This is a genomic window from Pseudoalteromonas sp. UCD-33C, from assembly GCF_001306895.1.
Lineage (GTDB): Bacteria > Pseudomonadota > Gammaproteobacteria > Enterobacterales > Alteromonadaceae > Pseudoalteromonas.
The window spans coordinates 577,195-602,656 of record NZ_LJTB01000002.1 but is presented as its reverse complement, the minus strand read 5'-3'; the positions used below and the strand labels follow the sequence as shown (position 1 = coordinate 602,656).

15 protein-coding genes are annotated in these 25,462 nt (G+C 40.9%); 12 read left to right on the top strand and 3 right to left on the bottom strand.

The window, feature by feature from the left end:
- Positions 1 to 72 precede the first annotated feature (72 nt).
- On the top strand, positions 73 to 1,089 hold the full coding sequence (sohB, locus tag AOG26_RS05975) for a protease SohB (RefSeq protein ID WP_054561660.1): 1,017 nt from the start codon (positions 73 to 75) through the stop codon (positions 1,087 to 1,089).
- 64 nt (positions 1,090 to 1,153) lie between these two features.
- Here sohB and AOG26_RS05970 read toward each other — a convergent pair whose 3' ends face one another.
- A complete protein-coding gene (locus tag AOG26_RS05970; RefSeq protein ID WP_054561659.1) occupies positions 1,154 to 2,485 on the bottom strand; it encodes a dicarboxylate/amino acid:cation symporter in 1,332 nt (443 codons plus the stop codon).
- A gap of 192 nt (positions 2,486 to 2,677) precedes the next feature.
- On the opposite strand from AOG26_RS05970, the gene AOG26_RS05965 reads away from it, so the two are divergent.
- The 4 genes from AOG26_RS05965 to AOG26_RS05950 all read left to right on the top strand — a co-directional run bounded on the left by AOG26_RS05965 (position 2,678) and on the right by AOG26_RS05950 (position 9,869).
- A complete protein-coding gene (locus AOG26_RS05965; RefSeq protein WP_054561658.1) occupies positions 2,678 to 6,103 on the top strand; it encodes a hypothetical protein in 3,426 nt (1,141 codons plus the stop codon).
- A gap of 309 nt (positions 6,104 to 6,412) precedes the next feature.
- Complete coding sequence (topA, locus tag AOG26_RS05960; RefSeq protein ID WP_054561657.1) at positions 6,413 to 9,073, top strand: type I DNA topoisomerase; 2,661 nt, start codon at positions 6,413 to 6,415, stop codon at positions 9,071 to 9,073.
- A 145-nt stretch (positions 9,074 to 9,218) separates the two neighbouring features.
- Positions 9,219 to 9,674: a carboxymuconolactone decarboxylase family protein gene (locus tag AOG26_RS05955; protein WP_054561656.1), complete on the top strand. Its 456-nt coding sequence runs from the start codon at positions 9,219 to 9,221 to the stop codon at positions 9,672 to 9,674.
- 9 nt (positions 9,675 to 9,683) lie between these two features.
- Positions 9,684 to 9,869 carry a YrhK family protein gene (locus tag AOG26_RS05950; protein WP_054561655.1) on the top strand — a complete coding sequence of 62 codons (186 nt, stop codon included), beginning with the start codon at positions 9,684 to 9,686 and terminating at the stop codon, positions 9,867 to 9,869.
- 67 nt (positions 9,870 to 9,936) lie between these two features.
- Here AOG26_RS05950 and AOG26_RS05945 read toward each other — a convergent pair whose 3' ends face one another.
- The gene (locus AOG26_RS05945; RefSeq protein WP_054561654.1) at positions 9,937 to 10,179 is read right to left on the bottom strand and encodes a hypothetical protein; all 243 of its coding nucleotides are present in this window, start codon (positions 10,177 to 10,179) and stop codon (positions 9,937 to 9,939) included.
- A gap of 238 nt (positions 10,180 to 10,417) precedes the next feature.
- On the opposite strand from AOG26_RS05945, the gene AOG26_RS05940 reads away from it, so the two are divergent.
- Positions 10,418 to 10,966 carry a TIGR00645 family protein gene (locus AOG26_RS05940; RefSeq protein WP_054561653.1) on the top strand — a complete coding sequence of 183 codons (549 nt, stop codon included), beginning with the start codon at positions 10,418 to 10,420 and terminating at the stop codon, positions 10,964 to 10,966.
- 60 nt (positions 10,967 to 11,026) lie between these two features.
- Here the strand turns inward: AOG26_RS05940 and AOG26_RS05935 are convergent, their stop codons facing one another.
- Positions 11,027 to 12,652, bottom strand: coding sequence for an alpha-glucosidase family protein (locus tag AOG26_RS05935; protein WP_054561652.1), 1,626 nt, complete (start codon positions 12,650 to 12,652; stop codon positions 11,027 to 11,029).
- Positions 12,653 to 13,335: 683 nt separating this feature from the next.
- On the opposite strand from AOG26_RS05935, the gene AOG26_RS05930 reads away from it, so the two are divergent.
- From AOG26_RS05930 to AOG26_RS05905, 6 genes are all read left to right on the top strand, one after another.
- On the top strand, positions 13,336 to 16,125 hold the full coding sequence (locus AOG26_RS05930) for a TonB-dependent receptor (RefSeq protein ID WP_054561651.1): 2,790 nt from the start codon (positions 13,336 to 13,338) through the stop codon (positions 16,123 to 16,125).
- A gap of 105 nt (positions 16,126 to 16,230) precedes the next feature.
- The gene (locus tag AOG26_RS05925) at positions 16,231 to 17,727 is read left to right on the top strand and encodes a tryptophan halogenase family protein (RefSeq protein WP_054561650.1); all 1,497 of its coding nucleotides are present in this window, start codon (positions 16,231 to 16,233) and stop codon (positions 17,725 to 17,727) included.
- Between the two features lie 2 nt (positions 17,728 to 17,729).
- Positions 17,730 to 19,580 carry a glycoside hydrolase family 13 protein gene (locus AOG26_RS05920; RefSeq protein ID WP_054561649.1) on the top strand — a complete coding sequence of 617 codons (1,851 nt, stop codon included), beginning with the start codon at positions 17,730 to 17,732 and terminating at the stop codon, positions 19,578 to 19,580.
- Positions 19,581 to 19,674: 94 nt separating this feature from the next.
- Positions 19,675 to 21,549: an alpha-amylase family glycosyl hydrolase gene (locus tag AOG26_RS05915; protein WP_442960160.1), complete on the top strand. Its 1,875-nt coding sequence runs from the start codon at positions 19,675 to 19,677 to the stop codon at positions 21,547 to 21,549.
- A complete protein-coding gene (locus tag AOG26_RS05910) occupies positions 21,542 to 23,026 on the top strand; it encodes an MFS transporter (RefSeq protein WP_054561647.1) in 1,485 nt (494 codons plus the stop codon). The genes AOG26_RS05915 and AOG26_RS05910 overlap by 8 nt, the downstream gene beginning before the upstream one ends.
- A gap of 12 nt (positions 23,027 to 23,038) precedes the next feature.
- A complete protein-coding gene (locus tag AOG26_RS05905) occupies positions 23,039 to 25,438 on the top strand; it encodes a glucan 1,4-alpha-glucosidase (protein ID WP_054561646.1) in 2,400 nt (799 codons plus the stop codon).
- Positions 25,439 to 25,462 lie beyond the last annotated feature (24 nt).

Genomic DNA, 25,462 nt, shown 5'->3' with positions numbered 1-25,462 from the left:
CACATCATGTGGCTTTTTTTTACTTTAAAGCGTGGTAAATTGTGCCGATGCAATAATAAATGGAGAGTTTGATTGGAATTTTTATATGAATACGGGTTATTTTTTGCAAAGACCCTGACATTTGTCATCGCAATTGCTGTGATTGTTGCCATTATCATGGGCGCTACAGTGAAACCCAAAGCGAAGAAAGGGGAGATAACGATTGATGATTTGAGTGAGCAACTTGATGATCTAAAACAAAGCTTTATCGAAAATACTCTTTCAAAAAAAGAGCTCAAGGCTCACCAAAAACAGCAAAAAGCTGAGACTAAAAAACAGCAAAACGACGAGCCTAAATCACGTTTATATGTAATTGACTTTAATGGCAGTGTTGATGCCCACGAAGTAGAAAGCCTACGAGAAGAAATTACCGCTATTTTAACCATTGCCGACAAAGAAAAAGATCGCGTGCTGGTACGCCTTGAAAGTGGTGGTGGTGTGGTACACGGCTATGGCCTTGCTGCCTCTCAACTACAACGCTTACGTAATGCTGGAATTCATTTAACTGTTGCTATTGATAAAGTAGCAGCAAGTGGTGGCTATATGATGGCCTGTGTGGCCAATGAGATTATTGCAGCACCTTTTGCAATTGTTGGCTCGATTGGCGTTATTGCACAAATTCCTAACTTTAATAAAATCTTGAAAAAGAATGATGTTGATTTTGAGCAAATCACCGCAGGTGAGTACAAACGCACGTTAACTATTTTTGGTGAGAATACTGATAAAGGCCGTGAAAAATTCAAAGAAGAAATTGAACAGACTCACGGTTTATTTAAAACCTTTGTGAGTGAGCAGCGTCCATCTCTAGATATTGATACTGTTGCAACCGGTGAGCATTGGTTTGCTACCCAAGCGTTCGATAAAGGTTTAGTTGATAAGATTGACACAAGTGATGATATCTTATTGAGCCAAGCGAAAGAGCGTCAAATTTATAAAGTTAAATACCGTATAAAGAAGAATTTAAGCGATAAGCTAGCCGTTGGTTTAAGTTCTGGATTAAGTAAAGCGGGTGTTAGTTTAATGTCACGTTTTAAAGGCTTAAATCCATAATCAAGCACTATCAATAAAAAACCCGCTAACTTAGCGGGTTTTTTTATGGGCTGCAGATAAGTAATTACTTAATTGACTTATGATAGTCCTCTAAATCTTTAGCGGCATTTGGGTCGTTAAATACGTCCTCATCAAATTCACCTTCAGATTTTGCAACCACACAGGTAACCATACAGTCACCGGTTACGTTGACAGCGGTACGTGTCATATCGAGTAAACGGTCAACACCAATGATGATAGCAATACCTTCTACAGGTAATCCTACTTGGTTTAACACCATGGCTAACATAATAAGACCAACACCAGGTACACCCGCAGTACCCACAGAAGCAAGTGTTGCGGTTAAAATTACCATTAAGTAATCAGAAATTGTTAAATCAACTGAAAATACCTGTGCGATGAACACGGTCGCAACACCTTGCATAATTGCTGTGCCGTCCATGTTAATGGTTGCGCCTAAAGGCACAGTAAACGAAGCAACTGAGTTGTGCGCACCTAACTTCTTGCTCGCAGTTTCAAGGGTAATAGGCATAGTTGCACTTGAGCTAGATGTACTAAATGCAAATAGGCAAGCGTTTTTCATCTTCTTTAAAAACGTAATTGGGTTAAGGCCGGTAAATAACTTTAACAAGACACTGTAGTTAACTAAACCGTGGAACAGAAGTGCAAATACAACCACACCGAAGTATAAAGCAAGGCTCATAATTAGCTTTAAGTCGATGGTTGTAAAGAGTTTTGCCATCAAGAAGAACACGCCATAAGGTGCGATGTTCATAAGTAAGGTAACTAGCTTTAAAATAACAGTGTTTAAGTCTTCAAAAACATTTGCAACACGTTGGCCTGCTTTACCGCTAAGGGCCATAGCAACACCGAATAATAATGCAAAAACAATAACCTGTAGCATATTACCACTTGCCATAGCATCAATAGGGTTTGTTGGGAACATACCGATAATGACTTGCGCAAGGGTAGGTGCTTCTTTTGCACTGTAGTTAGCATCCGAAGGTAAATTGATTCCTTCACCTGGGTTAACTAATAAGGCTAAGGTAATAGCAACAGTAATCGCAATTGCGGTCGTTGCTAAATAAAGCAAAATTGACTTACCGCCTAAACGGCCTAATTTTTTAGGGTCGCTTAAGCTACAAGTACCACAGACTAATGATACAAAAACCAGTGGCACCACAAGCATCTTTAAGCTTGCAATGAAAATTTGACCACCAACATGGAAAATACCATCAACAAAAAATGATTTAATTGGTAAAGAGAATAACCCTAGTGGAATAAGGAAATCGTCTTCACCCGCTAAAATGGCTTGAAAGATAAAACCAACGATTACACCCAGTACCATACCTACCATGATACGAGATGTAAGGCTTAAAGATCGTACTTTTGACATACACCCAGTCTATTTTTTTATAAATTTTGCCATAGACTACCAGCATCAAGATTTTTATACAGAAAAATTCGATAAATAGTTAAATAATTTCGTTGCCTTTAAAGGAAAAAAATTATGATCTTCGTTTAATTTTTAGGTTAATATTAGGTAAACAATCAAATAAGTAAAAAATAGCTAACTAGGGAGAGGTCGATGCCTTTATTGCGATGGCTAAGTGTTTTAGTTTTCATCTCATTGTTAGCCGCCTGTGGCGGTGGAGGATCATTAGATAGTGATTCATCCGATGGAGATGATGACACAACCGTAGAAACAAACTATGTTGTGTCTGTTCAAGGCTACAACCAATCTACTACAGATGAAGCGAGTGCAGTTACAGCTGACACACCGTTAACCATCTCGGCAACATTGACTAATAATGACGAAGCCGTTGTAGGTGCAGTTATTAATTTCAGTCTAGATGGTGACATAGGTCTATTAGACCCAGTTTCTGGAACAGATTTAACTGATTCTGATGGTGTTGCATCAATTACGTTAACTGCGGGTGATACTGCGGGGGCAGGTATTGTTACTGCTACATATGTAATTGATAGTGAGACATATACTGATACGTTTGGTTTTACATCAGATGGCTCTGAAACAGATGACTCGAGTGTTAGCGGTAGTATTACGCTAAGCCTTAACATCGTAGATAGCTCAGGTCAGCCATTCTCTCTAGATAATCCAGTGAGTAAAGATAACAAAGGTACGGTTACTGCGACTTTACTTGATGAAGACACGCCACTCGATGGGCAACTTATTTCATTTACCACTAACTACACAGGTAAAATTACACCAGTACTAGGCACAGCCCTTACCGATGAAAATGGTGAGGCATTTGTAACGCTTAGCAGTGGTGACTCAAAAGGTGCAGGTCAAGTCGTTGCAACTTACACAGATGAAAGTGGTAACAGTATCACAAAAATCGCAGGCTTTATTTCAAATGGTGATGATGCCCCAGTTGAAAGTGCTGAAGCTGAGCTTGATGTTAAACTACTTCAAGGCTGTGCGACTGATTGGGATGCCAATCGCAGTACAACATCTCTTGAAACTACTTACTTAACGTCAGGGTGTACAGTTGTAAATCAATTCTCATCTGACGAACTTATCGATGTAATGGTTAAAGTGACAGATACAAGCTCGGGCGACGGTATCGACGGTATTATCGCTGAGCTTTCAACAGATCTTGGTGGTTTATTACCAGAATCTGGAAAAGCCCTGACTGACAACTTTGGCTTTGCCATTTTAAAATTACAGCCTGGCGCCAATAGTGGTGCGGGCGAGGTTACTGTGACTGCTAAGTCTGTGACTTCTTCAAAAGCATTTGAAATTGCGACAGCTGAATTAAGCGTTGAAATTTCAAATGGTTTATATAACAAGCTTGATGACTCAGGCAATGTTATTGATGACGAATTTGTGCCGCTTGCTGCAGGTGCGACTACTGTTATTACAGTAACAATTTATGATGCAGCTGGTGATTTATATGTTTCTCCTCTTGATGTTGAGTTCACTTCAGGGTGTGTTGAATCAGATTTATCTGTAATGGATGAAACCGCGACGAGTATTAGCGGCATTGCTACAGCAACATACAGAAGCAACGGCTGTAATACTTCACAGGGCGATACAGTAACAGCGACAGTACTAACTGGTGGAACACCAAAAGTGGTATCAGTGAATGTGCCTGTATCAGCAGCTGAAGTAAGCTCAATCGAATTTGTAGAAGCGACAGAAAATGTGCTTGCTCTAAAAGGAACGGGTGGTGTTTCACGCCAAGAAACAAGCCAACTTACTTTTAAACTTACCGATGCAATTGGTAACGTTGCGAAGCAAAAACGTTTAGATTTTCGTTTAACCTCTACCAATGGTGGAATTTCACTCTCTGAAGTTACAGATGCAAGTGGTTATTCTCATGCCAGCGTGTCAACTGACTCAGAAGGTTTAGCTCGAATTCAGATAAACTCTGGTTTTGTTCCACAAGCAGTGCGTGTACAAGCCTGTTATATTCCTGATGAGCAGATCCCTGCAAATCAAAATGATAATGTAACTTGTTGGAAAGAGCTTTATGACGAGTGCCTTAAAGATGAAGCAAACCGTGATAGCAATGTTTCATGTCCTTCTGGTGAGCTTTCGTTAGTTGCACTTGATGAGCAAGTAACAAGCGTATCAGATCTTGTTTCAATCAGCTCTGGCTTACCTGATGGGAACAGCTTTACGGCTGCGCCTGAAACAATCAATATTGAAGCGTTAAATTACCCTGGCGATACCACAGATATTTCGGTTTATGTTGCAGATCATTTTAACAACCCTGTACCCGATGGGACTTCAGTTTATATAACTACTGAAGGTGGCGCTGTAGGGACATTAGATGGTGAGGAGTTTAACCCTCAACTTGAATGTAACACGGTTGATGGTGCGTGCGTTGCACAGTGGCGCTCACAAAACCCGATTCCATTTAGTGAAGATAAATGGGGCAATAAAATCAATAGCACTAACCCAAAAACAAGTGCAATTAACTGCGACCTATATTTTGGTGTGGCAGCACCTTGTATGGCGGGTATTTTAAATGCTGCGTTTGATGATGATGGTGTACCTCTCGGTGGTCGCGCAACAGTACTTGTGACTGCAAAAGGTCAAGAGTCATTTATCGACATCAATGGTAATGGACGTTATGACAAAAATGAGTATTACAGTGGTTATGACTTACCTGAAGCGTCTGTTGATCATAATGAAAATGGCGTTTATGACGGTCTAGCTGCAATTTATGACCCAGTTACAGCAGCGGTCACCAAAGCTGCTGAAAACTGTCAAGAAGGTGATGCAAGCGACCCATGTAGTGCAACGAATACTAATGCAGGTCATACAGAAGAAAACTTCGATATTGACTTAAATGAGATGCATACACTTGCTGATGGTAAATACAATGGTCTTGAGTGCTCTGCAGCCGCGACAGATCCTGATGAAGACGCAACATTTGAGACTTTATGTACCAAAGAGCTTATTGATGTTCGTGACTCATTTGAGATTATTATGTCAGGAAGCTTTGCATACAGTCGTTTTGTAGTAACAAAAGATGAGCTACGTAACCGCTTTGCTGAAGCACTTGCTGAAACAACAGAAGACGATCCAACTGTATTTACAGATAATGCAATGCAACTTGCTGTGGATATTGAGAACTGTAGTACAATTTATCGACAAGCAGATACGCAGTCAGGTGCTATTATTGCTCGTTTAGAAGCCACAGCGAATACTGACTACTGTGATTTAGGCTCAATTAACATTACTACCGCTGATTCAGGTAACCAGTTGTCAGCGCTGAGTTTTGAGCTTTATTTCTCTGATATTTACAACAACCCAATGCCTTCAGGCACCGCGGTTGCAATTAGTGCAGATAATGGTGATTATAGTGGTACATCTGGTTTTGATATTGGTAATACAAGCCAAACAACAGCGACTGGGGTTGCCCTTACGATTAGCCGTGAAGCTGATCCAAATGATAAAACAGATGGTTTCTTAACTGTTGAATTCACAACAGGTAAAGACAATGTATCAACTGCTACAATAGCAATAAGTGACGATGGCTAATTAAGTAGATAATTGTTTAAATTTAAAAAAATGCCAACCAGAAGGTTGGCATTTTTGTTGCTGTTCTATATATTCCCCTTGAAATTACCGCAAAACACCACATTGACTAAATTAGCAACAAAAATTGTTTAATTATTCACTCAATGAAGAAAAGTTTCTATTAAAAGCTTGTAACAATTGGTGTTTGTAGATATACCTATAAATATTCGTGCTCCAATGTTAAAAAATCATACTTATTTGTGTAATGTGATGGATATACATTTATAAGGGCAAAAAACTTTTAAAATACTCGGTCAGAAATAGGCAGCTATGGGCAAATCACTTGTAATTGTAGAGTCTCCAGCAAAGGCAAAAACAATTAATAAATACTTAGGTAACGATTTCATCGTAAAGTCCAGCGTTGGACATGTGCGTGATCTACCAACTTCAGGTTCAGGCAAAACGAAGACTGCAGCGACGAAAACGCCTGCTGAAGTTCGAAAAATGTCACCAGAAGAAAAAGCTGCCTATAAAAAGCAACGCGATTATAAAAATCTTGTTGCTCGCATGGGTATTGATCCTGAAAAAGGCTGGGAACCACATTACGAAGTCTTACCGGGCAAAGAGAAAGTTGTTCAAGAATTAAAAAAGCTTGCTGAAAACGCCGATAAAATCTATCTCGCAACCGATTTGGATAGAGAAGGGGAAGCCATTGCATGGCACCTTGAACAGATTATCGGCGGTGAACCTGAAAAGTATAAGCGAGTTGTTTTTAACGAGATCACTAAGAATGCGATTCAGCAAGCATTCGAAACACCCGGTGAATTAAACACTGACATGGTTTACGCACAGCAAGCGCGTCGTTTCCTTGACCGTGTAGTGGGTTTTATGGTGTCGCCATTACTGTGGGCTAAAGTGGCACGTGGCTTATCAGCCGGTCGTGTGCAATCTGTCGCAGTACGTTTACTTGTTGAACGTGAACGCGAAATCAAAGCATTTATTCCTGAAGAGTTCTGGGATATCCATGCTGATGTTAAAAATACAGAAGCAGCTTTACGCCTAGAAGTGACCAAACACGCTGACAAGCCTTTTAAGCCAGTTAATGAAGAGCAGGCGATGTCTGCCGTTAGTCAACTTGAAAAAGCTGACTACAAGGTCATTAGCGTTGAAGAAAAGCCTAGTAAGAGTAAACCAAGCGCACCATTTATTACTTCAACCATGCAACAGGCAGCAAGTACACGCCTAGGTTATGGTGTTAAGAAGACCATGATGCTGGCTCAACGCTTATATGAAGCAGGTCACATTACTTATATGCGTACCGATTCAACTAACTTATCGAAAGATGCGGTTGAAATGTGTCGTGATTACGTGACCGAGCAGTTTGGTGAGAAGTATTTACCGAAAGCACCGATTAGTTATAGCTCTAAAGGTAATGCACAAGAGGCGCACGAAGCGATTCGTCCTTCTAGTGTTACTGTGTTGTCTGGTCACTTAGACGGTGTTGAAGCGGATGCGAAAAAACTGTATGAATTAATTTGGCGTCAATTTGTTGCCTGCCAGATGGTTCCTGCAGAATACGATTTAACAACCTTAACAGTTGGTGCTGGTGATTATCAGTTAAAAGCAAAAGGCCGCGTGCTTCGCTTTGATGGTTGGACTAAAGTTCAGCCGGCTGTTCGTAAAAAGAACGAAGAAGATCAATCACTACCTGCGGTTAAAGAAGGTGATGTACTCTCGCTTGTTGAGTTAGACCCTAAACAGCATTTTACAAAGCCACCTGCACGTTTTAGTGAGGCAAGCTTAGTTAAAGAATTAGAAAAGCGCGGCATCGGTCGTCCTTCTACGTATGCATCTATTATCTCAACGATCCAAGACCGTGGTTATGTACGTGTTGAAAACCGCCGTTTCTTCGCCGAAAAAATGGGTGAGATTGTTACAGACCGCTTAGTCGAGAACTTCGAAGACCTGATGAACTTTGATTTTACCGCTAAGATGGAAGGTCGTCTGGATGATATCGCAGAAGGTGAGCGTGTTTGGACACAAGTTCTTGATAAATTCTATGCAGACTTTTCAACTCAGCTTGAAATTGCCTCAGGCGACGAAGAGCGCGGTGGTATGCGCCAAAACCAAATGGTCGAGACTGATATCGATTGTCCGACTTGTGGTCGTAAGATGGGGATTCGTACTGCATCAACCGGTGTATTCTTAGGTTGTACGGGTTACAATCTGCCACCTAAAGAGCGTTGTACTACGACCATGAACTTGGTGCCAGGTGATGAAGCTATTGCGGCAGATGTGGAAGACGTAGAAACTGAATCTTTGATGCAAATGAAGCGTTGCCCAATCTGTGAAACGGCAATGGATTCATACCTGATCGACGAAACACGTAAATTACATGTGTGCGGTAACAATCCAGCGTGTAAGGGTTATATCGTTGAACAAGGTACCTTTAAAATTAAAGGTTACGACGGCCCAATTATCGAATGTGATAAATGTGGCTCAGATATGCAGTTAAAATCGGGTCGTTTTGGTAAGTACTTCGGTTGTAGTAATGAAGAGTGTAAAAATACACGTAAGTTACTTAAAAACGGTGAAGCCGCGCCACCAAAAGAAGATCCAGTTCATTTACCTGAACTTGAATGTGAAAAATCAGAAGCTTACTTTGTACTGCGTGATGGTGCATCGGGTATTTTCTTAGCTGCAAATACCTTCCCTAAATCACGTGAAACGCGTGCGCCAAAAGTGGAAGAATTAAAACGTTTCAGAGACCGTATTTCTGAAAAGTTTTATTACCTTGCTGACGCACCTGCAAAAGACCCTGATGGTAATCCTTCAGTTGTTCGTTACAGCCGTAAAAATAAAGAGCAGTATGTAATGAGTGAAGTAGATGGTAAAGCCACAGGCTGGACTGCTCACTACCAAAATGGCAAGTGGGTAGAAGAGAGCAAAAAGAAAGCCCCAGCTAAGAAAAAAGCGGCGGCTAAAAAGTAAATTTACATCTATCTTGATTATAAAAAGGGATTGCAATTGCAATCCCTTTTTTGTGCTTGTATGACACTGCGAATGTCGTTTTTTACCAATATTTGCTTTTAGGCTGTTGTTATTCTGTCATCAACATCAAGACAGGAGATTTAAAATGCAAACACGTTTATCACAACAGCAGCTATATTCACTCAACCCAGGACTTGTTAAACATTTAACTGGGCTCAGCGCACTGCCAGAAGATACAAATATAACCGCGAAGCTCGCTGATTTAGTAAGACTAAGAGTGTCGCAAATTAATGGCTGTGGGTTTTGTCAGCATATGCATTCAGCAGAGCTGAGAAGCCAAGCTGAGCGTCAACAGCGACTCGATGTACTAGCCGCTTGGCGTGAAGTCCCTGTATTTTCAGAACAAGAAACTGCAGCACTCGCTTGGGCGGAAGCCTTAACAAATATCATTGATAAACATGTTGAAGACGATGTTTACAACCAAGTGTCTGCTATTTTTAACGAAAAAGACATCGTGGTATTAACGACGGTAGTACTTGAGATAAACAGCTGGAATCGCATAGTTAAAGCGTTTCACTTTATCCCTGAGTTAACAGAATAAGGAATGGTCATGAAGTTTACACTCGCACCTAAAGTTAATGCGTTGGTGAATATCATATCAGCATGCGCCTTTTTCTTTGGGAGTACCTTATTTCTACCTGCATTTATAGAATATGCCACAGTGGGGGTGGTGTTATTCATGGTAGGTTCGTTATTATTTTTATTAAGTGCATTAGCTGATTATTACAGTCATTAAAAACAAAAAACCGGAGCGCACATCATTGTGTCATTCCGGTTTTTCTATATTCTAAGTAGGCGTAAAATTAGATTTGTACGTCTTTTACTTTTTTATAGCCTTCAGCTTCAAGCTCATCGTTTAAACATTTTAATACGTATGGCTTTAACTCTTCGTTGCTGATGTCATCATCTTTTGCCCAGTTTAAGCACATTTCAGTGTATTCTTTGATCATTTCAGCTGATGCTTCAGGTGCTTCGTTAGCGATTGCATTCGTTGCTGACACGCTTAAAACAGGTGCCAAAATTAGTGCTAGCAATGCTTTTTTCATTTAATTATTCCTAATCAACAAAAGTAATTATTACCGGCTCAATTGCACAGTAATGGTGCGCAATGTGTATCTCACTTTGCTTGAGTGAATTTATAAACTAAATTTCAAAAAAAGATAACGAAAAATTTTTATCGTAAAGATAAGCAAAAAATAACCATTCTTTTGCTTCTAATGCTGGTAATCGTAAGGTCAAAACACGTATTATCGCGCTAATTTTAAAAGAAAAGTGAACTAACTTATGTCTGAACAAGTGACTCATTCAAAAATAAAGAAAGTACCAAGCAAACTAGAGCAAGTTGTGGAGACTTTTATCTTTCGCTCGCGTTGGTTATTAGCACCATTCTTTATTGGCTTATTAGTCGCTGTAGTATTACTGCTGCTAAAGTTCTTTAAGTATTTATACAGTATGGCCTTAAATACGTTCACTGCGTCAAACCAAGAGCTTTTGGTAGGTATTTTGACTTTAGTTGACACTGCGCTACTAGCAGGGCTTTTGCTTATCATCATTTTCAGTGGCTACGAAAATTTTGTGTCAAAGTTGAATATAGACAACCATGAAGACAGGCCTGTGTGGATGGGTAAAGTTGGTTTCTCGGGTCTGAAGATGAAACTGATAAGCGCTATTGTCGCTATATCGGCTGTGGAGCTTTTAAAAGTCTTTATTAGCTCGAACAACCATTCAACAGATGAGCTACTCTGGAAGGTGTTAATACATGTCACGTTTGTGGTGTCGGGGGTGTTGTTTGCGCTCACAGATTACATCAATAGTAAAACCATGAACCACTAATACCACGATTAGGAATAAAAAAGCCCTGCATTGCAGGGCTTGGTTTTTAACAACTGATTATTAATTCAGGGTTGCGTAAAAGCAACCGAACCCGGGCAGAGTGACTGTATTATTGTTTAATTCAGCTGTGTGATGAGATATCTCAGTATGCTGTGAAGACACAGAATCAGAGATTGTCAGTTCACTAGTTTGTGCACCTAAGTTGAATGCACAAAGCATTTTAGTGTCGTTAAGCGTTCTATAAAAAGCAAGCACTGGCTCTTGCGTTTCGATAAATTCAATATCGCCTTCTAACAATACGTTCTTATCTTTACGCCATGCCATAAATTCACGATAAGCATTCAAAATTGAATCTTTATCTTGATCTTGCGTATTTACGGCGACTGATTTGTGCGCATCGCCCACAGGTAGCCAAGGTTTTACTGTTGAGAAACCTGCTTGCTCAGCATCTGCTGCATTCCATGGCATTGGTGTACGACACCCGTCACGTCCTTTAAAGTTTGGCCAAAATGTAATGCCATATGGGTCTTGTAAGTCTTCAAATGCAACTTCAGCTTCACCTAAACCAAGTTCTTCACCTTGGTACATACAAACGCTACCACGTAACGAAGCAAGTAGGGCTGTTAGCATCTTACATTGCTGAGGCTCAATTTTTTCACCTTGACTCCAACGGCTAGCAACACGTTCAACGTCGTGGTTGCTAAATGCCCAACATGGCCAACCTTCAGTCATGCGCTGCTCTAAAGTGCTAACTGTAGTACGAATATATTCCGCGCTATAGTCGTTAGTAAGTAGCTCAAAGCTATAACCCATATGAAGTTTGTCACCACCTGATGTGTACTCAGCCATGGTTGCGAGTGAATCTTCAGATGAGATTTCTCCTAATGCAACTGTACCAGGGTACTTGTTTAGTAGGGCACGAATGTCCTGCATAAAACTAAGGTTTTCAGGTTGCGTATTATTGTAGTAGTGATACTGGAACGCATAAGGGTTGTCTTCGCTAAAGCCACGGCCTTGACGTTTCTCTGGTGGCTTAGCTGGATTATCACGTAATTGAGCATCGTGATAGCAAAAGTTAATTGCATCTAAACGGAAGCCATCAACGCCTTTCTTCAGCCAAAACTCAACATTATCTAATACTGCTTTGCGTACTTCAGGGTTATGGAAGTTTAAATCTGGCTGCTCAGCAAAGAAGTTATGTAAGTAATATTGACCACGACGCGGTTCCCATTGCCATGCAGGGCCACCAAAAATTGATAACCAGTTATTTGGCTGTGTGCCATCAGGCTTTGCATCAGCCCAAACGTACCAATCTGATTTGTCGTTGGTTTTATCTTCACGGCTATCAAGGAACCATTGATGTTGATCTGAGGTATGGCTCAATACCTGATCAATAATGATCTTAATATCACGTTGATGAGCTTGTGCGATGAGTTCATCAAAATCGTCAAGGTTACCAAACAATGGGTCGATATCACGATAGTCACTGATGTCATAACCAAAGTCTTTCATTGGTGATTTAAAGAAAGGCGAAACCCAAATAGCATCAACACCTAGGCTTTTAATATAATCAATACGATCAATGATACCTTTGATATCACCAATGCCATCGCCATTGGTGTCTTGGAAACTGCGCGGGTAAACTTGATAAATAACCGCACCTTTATACCACTGCTTTTGAGCCATGTTTTTCTCCATCGTGACACTCAGTGTATGTAAACTGTTAGGCAACCGTTAATGCACTATGTTGCCGGAATGTCAAAAGCATACGTGAAGGGTGAGATACTGTAAAAACTCTGCATACGTATGCACGCCAAATTCATCTTTGTTCTCAGTAAAATTTATTAACTTGATTTAAAAGTAAACAACTCGAATTTCTATCAATAAAATTTACCAATTAGGTTTGCTGGGTTTTAATTATGATCGCGAACGCCAGCTTGGTGCATAATATAGCTGGCTTACACCATAATGGTGCAGGGGTTGTATTGGTAAGACCAATTATCATTGGTATAGACTACTACCTTTAATAATTGCGTTAAGTCACCATTTAACCGAGATAAATGGCTTAGTACCTATTTGTGTAACCAAATTTGGGGCGAAAATATAGCGAAAATGTTTCAATACTATTAAATCACACAATAAAATTGATAAATCATTTATATTCATATAGTTACAATTCTATTTTGTAAAAATGTTGTTAATGTTCGTGGTGGTGGACTACGCTGAATACGTATGCATAAATTTGTTAAGAAAATAATCAGAGCGTTAATATTCAATTCGACAACAAAATCAGTCAGCGAATTACAGCTATTATGTTAATGAATAACTGCAACACGTTGGCATTACAATTTGGGTAATGGGAAAACATCATGTCTATGTTCAAACCAAGTATATTAACTCTGGCTTTAACAGCCGCAGGTTTAAATAGCTTTGTAGCTTATGCTGCAGAAGAAGACCAAAAAGCAAAAAACGATAACGTTGAAGTTATCGAAGTAAAAGGTTTTCGTGGCAGTGTTGTAGAATCTATTAATACTAAACGCTTCACTCCTGAAGTTGTTGAGTCAATCTCAGCAGAAGATATCGGTAAATTACCTGATTCATCAATCGCAGAATCAATCGCACGCCTTCCTGGTTTAACAGCACAACGTCTAGACGGTCGAGCTAGCCGTGTAAGTGTTCGTGGTTTCAGTGAAAACGAAAGTGCAACAACATTCAACGGTCGTGAGCAAGTTTCAATCGGCGACAACCGAGGCGTTGAATTTGACCTTTACCCATCAGAAATTATGAGTGGCGTAACGGTATATAAAACTCCAAGCGCAGGCATTGATGCTGAAGGTATCGCTGGCGTTATCGACATGCAAACTGTTAAACCTTTAAGTAAAGGTGAGCAAGTTATCATGTTCAACGGCCAATACGAGCAAACGGGTTTTGACAAATTAAACCCAGACGGTGACGATAAAGGTTTCCGTGGTACGGTTTCTTACATTGACCAATTTGCAGATGACACAATCGGTGTTGCATTCGCTTACAACACGATGAGCTCTCCAAACCAAGAAAAACGTTGGAACTCTTGGGGTTACCCTGAATTTACAGGTGAAGATGGTAATACGTACTCAATTTTAGGTGGTGCTAAGCCATTCGTACGTTCATCGACTCTTGAACGTGATACAGCAATGCTTGTTATTGAAGCTGCGCCGACTGATCGCCTAAACATGACATTTGATGCTTTATATGTAGATTTCTCTGATGAGAAAATCTTACGTGGTATCGAAGTGCCATTTGCATGGGGCCAAGGTTCAATTGACCCAAGTTCAGCTGTTGTTGACGCAGATTCTGGTTTCATCACAAGCGCAGTAACAGAAGGCCAACGTGTTGTTGTTCGTAATGACTACGAAGAGCGTAACGCAGAACTAACTCAGTTTGGTTTTAATGCAAAATACGACATTAGCGATGATTGGTCAGTAGAATTTGACGTAAGCCGCTCTGAAGTTGAGCGTCAAATCTGGAGTATCGAAAGCTACTCAGGTACAGGTCGTGGTGATGCAAATGGTGTTGCTGATACGATTGGTTATGAGTTTGACGGTGGTAACACTGGCGCACAATTCAGCCATAACCTTGATTACAGCGATTATGACTTAATTCAACTTGGTGGCCCATTATCTTGGGGTGCAAGTGCTGCACTTAACGATAAGTACGGCCTAACTGATACTGCTTATCAAAATACTGCGCAAGATGGTTTCATCAATGCGCCAGAAATCAATGATGAACTAAGCACATTGAAACTTGCTGCAAGCAAAGTACTTGATAACGCTTACATCAGCCGTGTGTCATTTGGTATGTCATACCGTGACCGTGAAAAGAGCAAGTTGTCTGAAGGTTACTTCATGACACTAAAAGACTTCTCTTTATCAAACCCTGGTATGTTATCTATCCCAGAACAATACCGTTTAGGGTCAGCTAGCCTTGATTTCATTGGTATGGGCAACATGGTTGCTTACGATACCAACGGTCTGGTGAATGATGGTTATTATAACCTTCTTCAAGAAAGCTTAACTGATTCAAAACACAAGACACAGTCTTGGACAGTTCAAGAGGAAGTAACAGCGTTCTTCGCACAAGCTGACATTAATGCAGAGCTGGGCTCTATCCCTGTAACAGGTAACGTTGGTGTGCGTTATGTGAAAACTGAACAGTCTTCACAAGGCTTCGCTGCTAATACTGTGGATGGTTTAGTTGTTGTATCTCCAACAGATGTAAGCCATGACTACAATCACTTCTTGCCAAGCATCAACTTATCATTTGCAATTGATGAAGAGCAAACTGTACGTTTTGGTGCGGCAAAAACGATTTCTCGTGCTCGTTTAGACGAAATGAACTCATCAGTTAATGCTTCTTACAATCAACAACCAGATGAAAACGGTAACTACTGGAGTGTATCAGGTGGTAACCCAGAGCTTGAGCCAAAAGAAGCAACTGGTTTTGATTTAAGCTATGAAAACTACTTCCATGAAGAAGGTTACTTCGCTGCAGCTGTATTCTATAAAGATATCACTCAGTGGATTTTTGACGGTACTTATGAAATCGACATGAGCGGTGTAGCTGACCCGTCTACTGGTGAAATCCCTGAAACTTCAACAGGTACAGGTTCAGGTAAAGTGAACGGTGGTTCTGGTGACCTATGGGGTTACGAGCTTTCATTAACTCTACCATTCACTATGTTCAGCGAGTCACTTGATGGTTTTGGTTTAATCGCAAGCCATACAGGTGTTGAGCAAGACTTAACTGACCAAAATGGTAACGATTATGAGCTACCTGGTCTATCTGACCAAATCGATAGCTTAACAGTTTACTTTGAGCGTAACGGTTTCCAAGCGCGTACTAGCATGCGTAAGCGTAGCGACTTTAAAGGTGACGTATACGGTTTAGGTTTTGCGACTACACAAGTTGACATTAAAGGCGAAACAATTTGGGATGCTCAAGTTGGTTACGACTTCAGTGAAGGCGGTGTAGAGAGCCTTGATGGTTTATCTGTTACTTTCCAAGTACAGAACATCACAGAAGAGCCGTTTACGTCACTACAAGGTGATAACTCACTTCAAGTACGTGACTACCAAGACTACGGTCGTACATTCCTGTTAGGCTTCAGCTACAAGCTGTAATTAGCTAAAACAGCGATAGAAAATTGCCCTTGTGATTTGTTTTACAAGGGCTTTTTTATATCAGTGAGCTACACTCAATGAATTGAAATTGGCGTTAGGTGTACTATGGAAACAAAAAAAATAACCAAGGTCGTGATTGCCGGTGGTGGTACTGCAGGTTGGATAACCGCTGCATTACTTAATAAAGTGCTGGGCAAAGTAATTGATATCACGCTGGTAGAGTCAGCAGAGATTGGCACTGTTGGTGTAGGCGAAGCAAGCATCCCACCTATTTTGCATCTAAATGGTGCGCTAGGCATTTTTGAAAAAGAATTTATTAAGGCTACTGGTGCCACGATTAAGCTTGGTATTGAGTTTGAAAATTGGCGCAGTCAAGGCCACAGCTATATGCATGCCTTTGGTGAGATAGGTAAAGATTTTCCGTTTTGTGAGTTTTATCATTTTTGGCTAAAAGCAAATCAAGCTAATAATGCGCCTGATTTTTGGGATTTTTCACTTAATTATCAAGCTGCAAAAGCGCATAAATTTGCTCACCTCAAGCACATTCCTAACACTCAGTTAGCGGGCTTACATTATGCCTACCATTTTGATGCCACTCGATATGGCGAATTCTTAAAGGAATTAGCCCAATCAAGAGGCGTAAAACGCATTGAAGGCAAAATTGAATCGGTTAACCAATGCCATGACAGCGGGTATATTCGCTCTTTGCTACTTAAAAATGGCGAGCAAATAGACGGCGACTTATTTATTGATTGCACTGGTTTACGTGCTTTATTGATAGAACAAACTCTTAATACCGGCTTTGAAGATTGGTCACATTGGTTACCATGTGATAGTGCGATTGCGGTGCAAAGTGAATCAGCTTCTGATGCAATTCCTTATACACGTTCAATTGCAAGAGACTCGGGTTGGCAGTGGCAAATTCCATTACAGCATCGTGTAGGCAACGGCCTTGTGTATTCTTCTCGTTTCTTATCAGATGAAGCGGCAAAGCAGCAGCTCTTAGAAAACCTACCTGCTAAACCACTGACAGAGCCCCGCGTTATTAAGTTTAAAACAGGTCGTCGCTTAAAACAGTGGCATAAAAATGTAGTATCAATTGGCTTATCAAGCGGATTTTTAGAGCCATTAGAATCGACCAGTATTCATTTAATTCAAAGTGCAGCCATTCGTTTAATTAAGTTTTTTCCTCATCAAGGTATTAAACAAAGCCTTGTGGATGAATTTAATCAACAAAGTAAAACAGAATTTGAGCGAATTCGTGACTTTATTATTCTTCATTACAAGATTACTGAGCGTGATGACAGTGCGTTTTGGCGCTTTTGTAAAGGCATGGATATTCCAAGCAGTCTTAAAAAGAAAATTGAGCTATTTAAAACCAGCGGAAAGCTCGTAAGAGAAGACGATGAGCTATTTGCCGAAGTTGCGTGGCAGCAAGTGATGATAGGGCAAGGGCTAATTGCAGAGGATCACCATCCATTAACTGATGCGTTATCAGACGAGCAATTAAATGAGTTATTTAGCAATCTAAAAACCTTGATTAATAGCACTGTCGAGCAGCTGCCGAGCCACAGTCAATTCTTAGAAAAAGTACAAAATTAACTATGAAAAAAACACAATCATTTTTAGCGCTAACGACCGCATTTACACTTTTTAACTCAACAGCAAGTTTTGCTATTACTGCGTCACCAGAAAACTGGTGGGTGGGCATGCAAAATGACTCGTTACAAGTCATGCTTTACGATAACAATATTGCTAACAAAACGTGGCAAATGATGCCTTATAAAGGTGTTGAGTTTAAAGGGGTGACAACAACGAATAACCCTAACTACGCGTTTTTAGATTTAACCATTAGCGATAATGCAAAGGCGGGAACACTAACCTTTAAAGCTAAAGATGGCACAGAATTTACTTACCCATTAAATACCCGTGATAAGCAAAGTGCCAATCGTCATGGCTTTACAAATAAAGATACGCTTTATTTAATCAATCCTGATCGCTTTGTAAATGGTGACCCAAACAATGACACCGTTGCTGGTATGAAGGAGCCTGCAAACCCAAGCTTTAAAGGTGGCCGTCATGGCGGTGATATTCAAGGTGTTATTAATAGCCTAGATTATCTTGAGAACTTAGGCGTGACTCAACTTTGGTTAACGCCGGTGCTTGAAAATGACATGCCAAGTTATTCTTATCATGGTTATGCTATTACTGACTTTTACAAAGTTGATCCGCGTATGGGCAGTAATTCGCTTTATAAAACCTTATCTGCAGAAGCGAAAGAGCATGGTATCGGCTTAGTGATGGACATGGTACTTAACCACTTTGGTTCATCGCATCAGTGGATGTCTGATATGCCTACTGCTGATTGGGTTAACTTTGATGGCAAGTTTGAAAACGGTAAAAATGCAACCAGTCACGCCAGACAAACAATCCAAGACCCTCACGCAAGCCAATACGACAAACGTCAATTTAACGATGGTTGGTTTGTTGAGTCTATGCCTGATCTAAATCAGCGCCAGCCGTTACTATCAACGTATTTGATTCAAAATGCCATTTGGTGGATTGAATACGCCAACTTAAGCGGCATTCGTGTTGATACCTACTCATACTCAGATAAAGCATTTTTAGCCGATTGGACTAAAGCGATTATGACCGAGTATCCAAACTTTAATATTGTTGGCGAAGAGTGGACAACCAACCCGGCTATTGCATCTTATTGGCAGCGTGGCAAAGTCAATCAAGATGGTTATACCTCTGATTTACCAAGTGTGATGGACTTTTCATTACAAGAAGCGTTGATCCAAGCACTCAACGAAGAAGAAAGCTGGAATACAGGTTGGGTAAAAGTGTACCAATCGCTAGCGAATGACTTTTTATATGCTGATACAGATAACATTTTAGTGTTTGCTGATAATCATGACATGAGCCGTGTTTACACTGAGCTGGGTCAAGACCTAGCAAAAACAAAATTAGCCATGACGCTGCTGTTAACAACTCGTGGTATTCCACAAATTTATTACGGCACAGAACTGTTACTTGATAACACACCAAGTAATGACCACGGTGATATTCGCATTGACTTCCCGGGTGGGTTTAAAGGTCAAAAAGCGAATGCCTTCACAGGTAAGGGGCTTTCAGCTGATCAGCAAGAGATGTTAGCTAGCATGAAAAAACTGCTTCAACTGCGCCAAGAAAAACCAGCGTTAAGCGAAGGTCGTTTAATGCATTTTTCACCCAAGCAAGGCGTGTATAGTTATGTGAGAGAACACAATGGCCAAACTGTATTGGTTGTTCTTAACAAAAACCAACAAGCCATTGATTGGGATTTAAGCTACATGCAAGAAGTGCTGAAAGGCAATAATAAAGGACGCGATTTAATTAGTGAAAAACGCGTTGATCTTGCAGCGCCAATCCGCTTAAAAGCTATGCAAGCACGCTTAATCGAGCTTGAATAATTGCAACTAATAGGCTGAATACGTATGCATTTACTGTCCGTATGCAGCCCTTAACATTAGTATGAACTGATATTTACAGAAAAATGAAGTAATGATGACAACATACAAACTAACTGCATTAGTAGTGGCTTCGGTTTTAGGCTTAACTGCCTGTGGTAACGACGCGCCAGTACAGCAGAACACGCAAAAGCAGCAATCAGAATCTAGCCAAGCAGCTATCTCTAAGCCTGTGGTTTACCAAGTATTCACTCGATTATTTGGTAACACTAACACCACCAATAAACCGTGGGGCACATTAGAAGAAAATGGGGTAGGTAAATTCGCTGATTTTAATGATGCAGCATTACAAGGCATTAAAGAGCTAGGAACAACACATGTTTGGTACACTGGTGTACCGCGTCATGCTTTAGTAACTGACTATACCGAATACGGTTTGTCACAAGATGACCCTGATGTTGTAAAAGGCCGTGCAGGCTCACCTTATGCAGTGAAAGACTATTACGATGTTAATCCTGATTTAGCAATTAACCCTGAGCGCCGCTTAGAAGAGTTTGTAGAGCTAATTAATCGTACTCATAAGCACGGTATGAAAGTTGTTATTGATATTGTGCCAAATCACGTAGCGCGTAATTACGAGTCAGTCGCCAAGCCTGAGGGCGTAAAGGATTTTGGTGCTGAAGATGACACGACGAAAACCTATGCTCGCGATAATAACTTTTACTATGTAACAGGGCAGTCATTTCAAGTGCCTACCAGCGATAGCTACCAAGTGTTAGGTGGTAACCCGCATCCTCTTGCTGATAATCAGTTTGCCGAAACCCCAGCAAAATGGACGGGTAATGGGGCCCGTGCCGCTAAACCTGACATTAATGATTGGTACGAAACAGTTAAAATCAATTACGGTGTGAAACCAGACGGTAGCTACGACTTCCCAACACTACCGGATGATTACGCTGATAAAGATTACCGTGCGCACTACGCATTTTGGCAAGATAAAGATCTACCAAATAGCTGGTATAAATTCCGCGATATCGCGCTTTATTGGTTAGATAAAGGTGTTGATGGTTTCCGTTATGATATGGCCGAGATGGTGCCTGTTGAGTTTTGGAGCTTTTTGAACTCATCAATCAAGATGCAAAAAAGCGATGCCTTTATTTTGGCTGAGGTATATAACCCAACGCTTTACCGCCCTTATATCCAGCAAGGTAAGATGGATTACCTTTACGACAAAGTCGGTTTTTACGACACGGTTAAAGCTGTGATGCAAGGCAAGCAATCAGCGGATACTATTTTCGATATCCAAAGCCAAGTGGCTGATATTGAACAGCACATGCTGCACTTTTTAGAAAACCATGATGAGCAACGTATTGCTAGCCCAGATTTCGCTGGTAGTAGTGAAAAAGGTAAGCCAGCGATGGTGGTATCTACATTGATGTCGCGCTCGCCAACCTTACTTTATTTTGGTCAAGCTGTCGGTGAAGATGGCTCTGAGGACGGTGGTTTTGGCGACCCAACGCGTACCAGCATTTTCGATTATATGGGGGTACCTGCGCATCAAGCATGGATGAATAATGGTAAATTCGATGGCGGTGCGCTTTCAAAGCAGCAAGCTGATCTTCGCGCTTACTACACCAAGTTGATGTCGTTAAACACACTTCCTGCCATTGTTGGTGGTGACATGCAAGCGGTTGAATTGACAGGCTCAGAGCAAGTTATTGCGTTCACGCGTAAGCTAGGCCAACAACTAGTGCTTGTAGTAAGTAACTTTTCAGAAAACCAACAAAATGTTGAGCTTACTCTTAACCAAGCGTTGTTACCTAAGCTTAACCACAGTGGTTTAACGTTTACTGATAACCTAGAAAATCATGCCGACATTGTGATTCCTGAGGCATCTACTAAGGCGCCAATTCAATTACAACTGAACGGCTTAAGCAGTGCAGTATTTACCTTAAAGGCTGACTATGAATAATAACAAACCAACGCTAAGCTTTTGGCAAATATGGAATATGTGTTTTGGATTCTTAGGGATCCAATTTGGCTTTGCATTACAGAACGGTAATGTAAGCCGTATTTTTCAAACCTTAGGTGCCAATGTTGATGATATTCCAATTCTTTGGGTTGCAGCACCATTAACAGGCCTTATTGTTCAGCCGATCATCGGTTATTGGAGTGATAAAACATGGAATAAGTTAGGCCGTCGTCGTCCGTTCTTTTTCTATGGGGCTATTTTAACAACGTTATCGTTATTCATTATGCCTAACTCACCAAGCCTGTGGATTGCGGCGGGTATGTTATGGATCATGGATGCGTCAATTAACGTAACTATGGAGCCATTCCGTGCTCTTGTCAGTGATAACTTACCGAAAAAGCAACGTGCAACTGGTTATGCAATGCAAAGCTTCTTCATTGGTGTTGGTGCGGTTGTCGCGTCTGCATTACCTTGGATGATGACTAACTGGTTCGATATTGCTAATACTGCACCTGCAGGGCAAATTCCAGATTCTGTAAAATTCTCGTTTTACTTTGGCGCAGTAGTATTAATTATTGCTGTGTTTTGGACTGTCTTTACTACTAAAGAATATTCACCAGAAGAACTTGAAAGCTTTCATGAACAAGAGCAAAGCGATGACTCGGGCGATGTTCAAAGTGATGTAAACTTTAACAAAGGCGCTGCAATCTTTACGGTTCTTGGGTTTGTAGTACTTGGTATTGTTACGGGTCTATCGCTTGAAAAAGAGCTTTATTTACTTGCTGGTGGTTTGATTAGCTTTGGTGTTATTCAATTTATTGCCGGGGCTTTAAAGGCTAAAAACGCAACCAGTGGTGGCTTTTATCAAGTTGTGAATGATGTATTCACTATGCCAGAAACGATGAAACAATTGGCTTGGGTACAATTTTTTAGCTGGTTCTCATTGTTTGCAATGTGGATTTACACCACATCGGCAGTAACTAGCTTCCACTACGGCAGCAGTGATACAAGCTCTCTTGCCTACAATAACGGTGCGGATTGGGTTGGTGTATTATTTGCCGCTTACAATGGTTTTGCTGCCATTGCAGCACTGTGTATTCCGGTTATCGTTAAAAAAGTAGGGCTAAAAATGGCTCACGCTATCAACCTAGTGCTAGGTGCATTGGGTCTGGTCAGCTTCATTATTATCAAAGATCCAAGTTTACTGATCTGGCCAATGATTGGAGTAGGGTTTGCTTGGGCGTCAATTCTATCTTTACCATACGCAATGTTAAGTACCTCAGTACCAAGTAAAAAAATGGGTGTGTACATGGGTATCTTTAACTTCTTTATTGTTATTCCGCAGCTTTTAGCGGCAAGCGTATTAGGCCTAATTTTACGTCACTTTTTTGATAATCAACCGATTTATGCGTTAGTGCTAGGTGCAGTGTCATTCGTACTAGCAGCGGTCGCTGTACTGCGCGTTAAGCAACAATAATAAGGACACACCATGAAAAAATTTAATCTCATTACAGCAAGCTTGTTAGTGTTAGGTTTAACAGCTTGTAGTTCAGAACAATCAGCTAATACAGCAGTTGAGCAGGTGTCTGCACCAGGAGCACCGGGTGTTGAGCCTTTTTGGGCATACTCTGGTAAAACGGGGATTGGTACCTCTTACGAGCAATACCAAGACGGCCACTACAGCGACGCAGCTGCTACCGGCAAAGTATCAAAAGTTTGGTTTTCAATCGCGAAAGGCATGATCACCGAAACCATGTTTGGTTTAATTCACCAAGCACAAATCAAAGATATGCAGTTTGTTGTAGTTGGTAAAGACTTTACCGTTACAGAAAACGATGATCTCGATGTAAGCATTGATTATTTATACAAAGACGACGCTGGTCGTCCATTATCGCTTGCTTACAAAGTAGTAAGTAAAGATAAACAAGGTCGTTTCACTTTAGAAAAACATATCTTTACAGATCCAAACGGCCAAACATTGTTTGTTCGTAGCGTATTTAATACAGACCTTGAAGGTGTAAAAGCCTACGTTAATGTGAACCCTTACATTGATAACAACGGTTTAGACGATTTTGCAAAAGTAACTGATAAGGGTCTAGTTGCTTGGCAAGATGATAACTTTTTATCTTTACAAGCCGCTCAACCATTTAAGCAAGCAAGCGTTGGCTTTACGGGTGTAAGTGATGGCTTAAAAGAGTTAAAAGCATCGCAATCATTATCAACGACTTACCAAAGTACTGGTGATAAGTCGGGTAATGTAAGCTTACTTGCAGAGCTTGGTGAAGTATCAAAAAACACCACCTTTGATTTAGCTTTAAGCTTTGGTAATTCTGAAGCTGCAAGCTTAAAAGAAGGTCAAGCAAGTTTAAATCAAGGCTACCAAAAAGTGCTTGCTGCATATAACGGTGAAGGTGCTGCAATTGGTTGGCAAGACTACTTAACGAGCCTTGAACCTTTAAGCACATTAACTAACAGCACCGCAGATAATGGAAAGTTGCTTTATACCAGCGCCATGGTATTAAAGGCGCAAGAAGATAAAACTCATGCCGGTGCTTTAATTGCGTCACTTTCTAACCCTTGGGGTGAAACGGTGTCGGCTAAAACAGGTTCTACCGGTTATAAAGCGGTTTGGGTACGTGATTTCTATCAAGTAGCAATGGCATTTATGGCCATGGGTGATGCACGTACCGCCAAGACAGCGTTTGAATATCTAGAAAAAGTACAAGTAACAGATAACACACCAGGCAATGGTGGTGACACTGGTTGGTTCTTACAAAAGACTCACGTTGATGGTGAGCTTGAGTGGGTAGGTGTTCAGCTTGACCAAACAGCAATGCCAATTATGTTAGCGTGGAAACTACATCAAGCTGGCGTACTTAGCGATCAAGAGCTGACAGATTGGTATGGCAAAATGTTAAAACCAGCTGCTGATTTCTTAGTTGATGGTGGCCTTGCGAAAATTCTTTGGAACGACACGCAAATTACACCGCCAGCAACGCAACAAGAGCGTTGGGAAGAACAAAATGGTTTTTCACCATCAACAACTGCAGCGGTTGTTGCAGGCCTAGTAACGGCTGCAGATATTGCTAAAAAAGCAGGCGACACTAAAAATGCAGAGCGTTACCTAGCAACGGCTAAAACGTTCAATAGTGAAATTGAAAGTACGATGTTTACGACTCAAGGTAACCTTAAGTCTGAAAACAGCGATGGTGAATATTTCATTCGTATCGGTCAAGACAAAGATCCAAACTCATCAACCACACTTAATGCCAATAACGGGCGTGAAGGCTTTGATAAAAAGCAAATCCTTGATGGTGGATTCTTAGAGCTTGTACGTTATGGTGTTCGTGATGCACTTGCGCCAAGCATTGTAAAAACATTACCAGAGTACGATGACGAAACCTTAGTCGATAATCTGCAAGTGCGTTACACCTTTAATTTTGCTGATGGCTCGGGTTCATTCCCAGGCTACCGCCGCTATGGTAACGATGGTTACGGTGAAGATGAAGTGACAGGTAATAACTATGCCGAAGGTGGTAATAACACCCCTGGTCAACGTGGTCGTGTATGGCCGTTTTTTACAGGTGAACGCGGTCACTATGAAATCGCCGCTGCAAACGCAACCAACAGCCTTGATGCGATGAAGCAACAAGCGATTAAAGACACTTATGTAAAAGGTATGGAAGCATTTGCCAATGAAGGCATGATGTTACCTGAACAAGTTTGGGATGGCGTAGGCAACAATAAAGCAGGCTATCAGCTAGGTGAGGGTACAAACTCAGCCACACCACTGGCTTGGACTCACGCTGAATACATTAAGTTACTCCGTTCAGTGAGCGATAAACATGTATGGGACCATTACCCAGTTGTTGAAGACGCATTGAAGTAAAAACTTATTTAACATGGCCAATAT

Coding starts and splice junctions, on each gene's coding strand:
- AOG26_RS05970 (WP_054561659.1), bottom strand. CDS start 2,485: ATGTCAAAAGTACGATCTTTAAGCCTTACATCTCGTATCATGGTAGGT.
- AOG26_RS05965 (WP_054561658.1), top strand. CDS start 2,678: ATGCCTTTATTGCGATGGCTAAGTGTTTTAGTTTTCATCTCATTGTTA.
- topA (WP_054561657.1), top strand. CDS start 6,413: ATGGGCAAATCACTTGTAATTGTAGAGTCTCCAGCAAAGGCAAAAACA.
- AOG26_RS05955 (WP_054561656.1), top strand. CDS start 9,219: ATGCAAACACGTTTATCACAACAGCAGCTATATTCACTCAACCCAGGA.
- AOG26_RS05950 (WP_054561655.1), top strand. CDS start 9,684: ATGAAGTTTACACTCGCACCTAAAGTTAATGCGTTGGTGAATATCATA.
- AOG26_RS05945 (WP_054561654.1), bottom strand. CDS start 10,179: ATGAAAAAAGCATTGCTAGCACTAATTTTGGCACCTGTTTTAAGCGTG.
- AOG26_RS05940 (WP_054561653.1), top strand. CDS start 10,418: ATGTCTGAACAAGTGACTCATTCAAAAATAAAGAAAGTACCAAGCAAA.
- AOG26_RS05935 (WP_054561652.1), bottom strand. CDS start 12,652: ATGGCTCAAAAGCAGTGGTATAAAGGTGCGGTTATTTATCAAGTTTAC.
- AOG26_RS05930 (WP_054561651.1), top strand. CDS start 13,336: ATGTCTATGTTCAAACCAAGTATATTAACTCTGGCTTTAACAGCCGCA.
- AOG26_RS05925 (WP_054561650.1), top strand. CDS start 16,231: ATGGAAACAAAAAAAATAACCAAGGTCGTGATTGCCGGTGGTGGTACT.
- AOG26_RS05920 (WP_054561649.1), top strand. CDS start 17,730: ATGAAAAAAACACAATCATTTTTAGCGCTAACGACCGCATTTACACTT.
- AOG26_RS05915 (WP_442960160.1), top strand. CDS start 19,675: ATGACAACATACAAACTAACTGCATTAGTAGTGGCTTCGGTTTTAGGC.
- AOG26_RS05910 (WP_054561647.1), top strand. CDS start 21,542: ATGAATAATAACAAACCAACGCTAAGCTTTTGGCAAATATGGAATATG.
- AOG26_RS05905 (WP_054561646.1), top strand. CDS start 23,039: ATGAAAAAATTTAATCTCATTACAGCAAGCTTGTTAGTGTTAGGTTTA.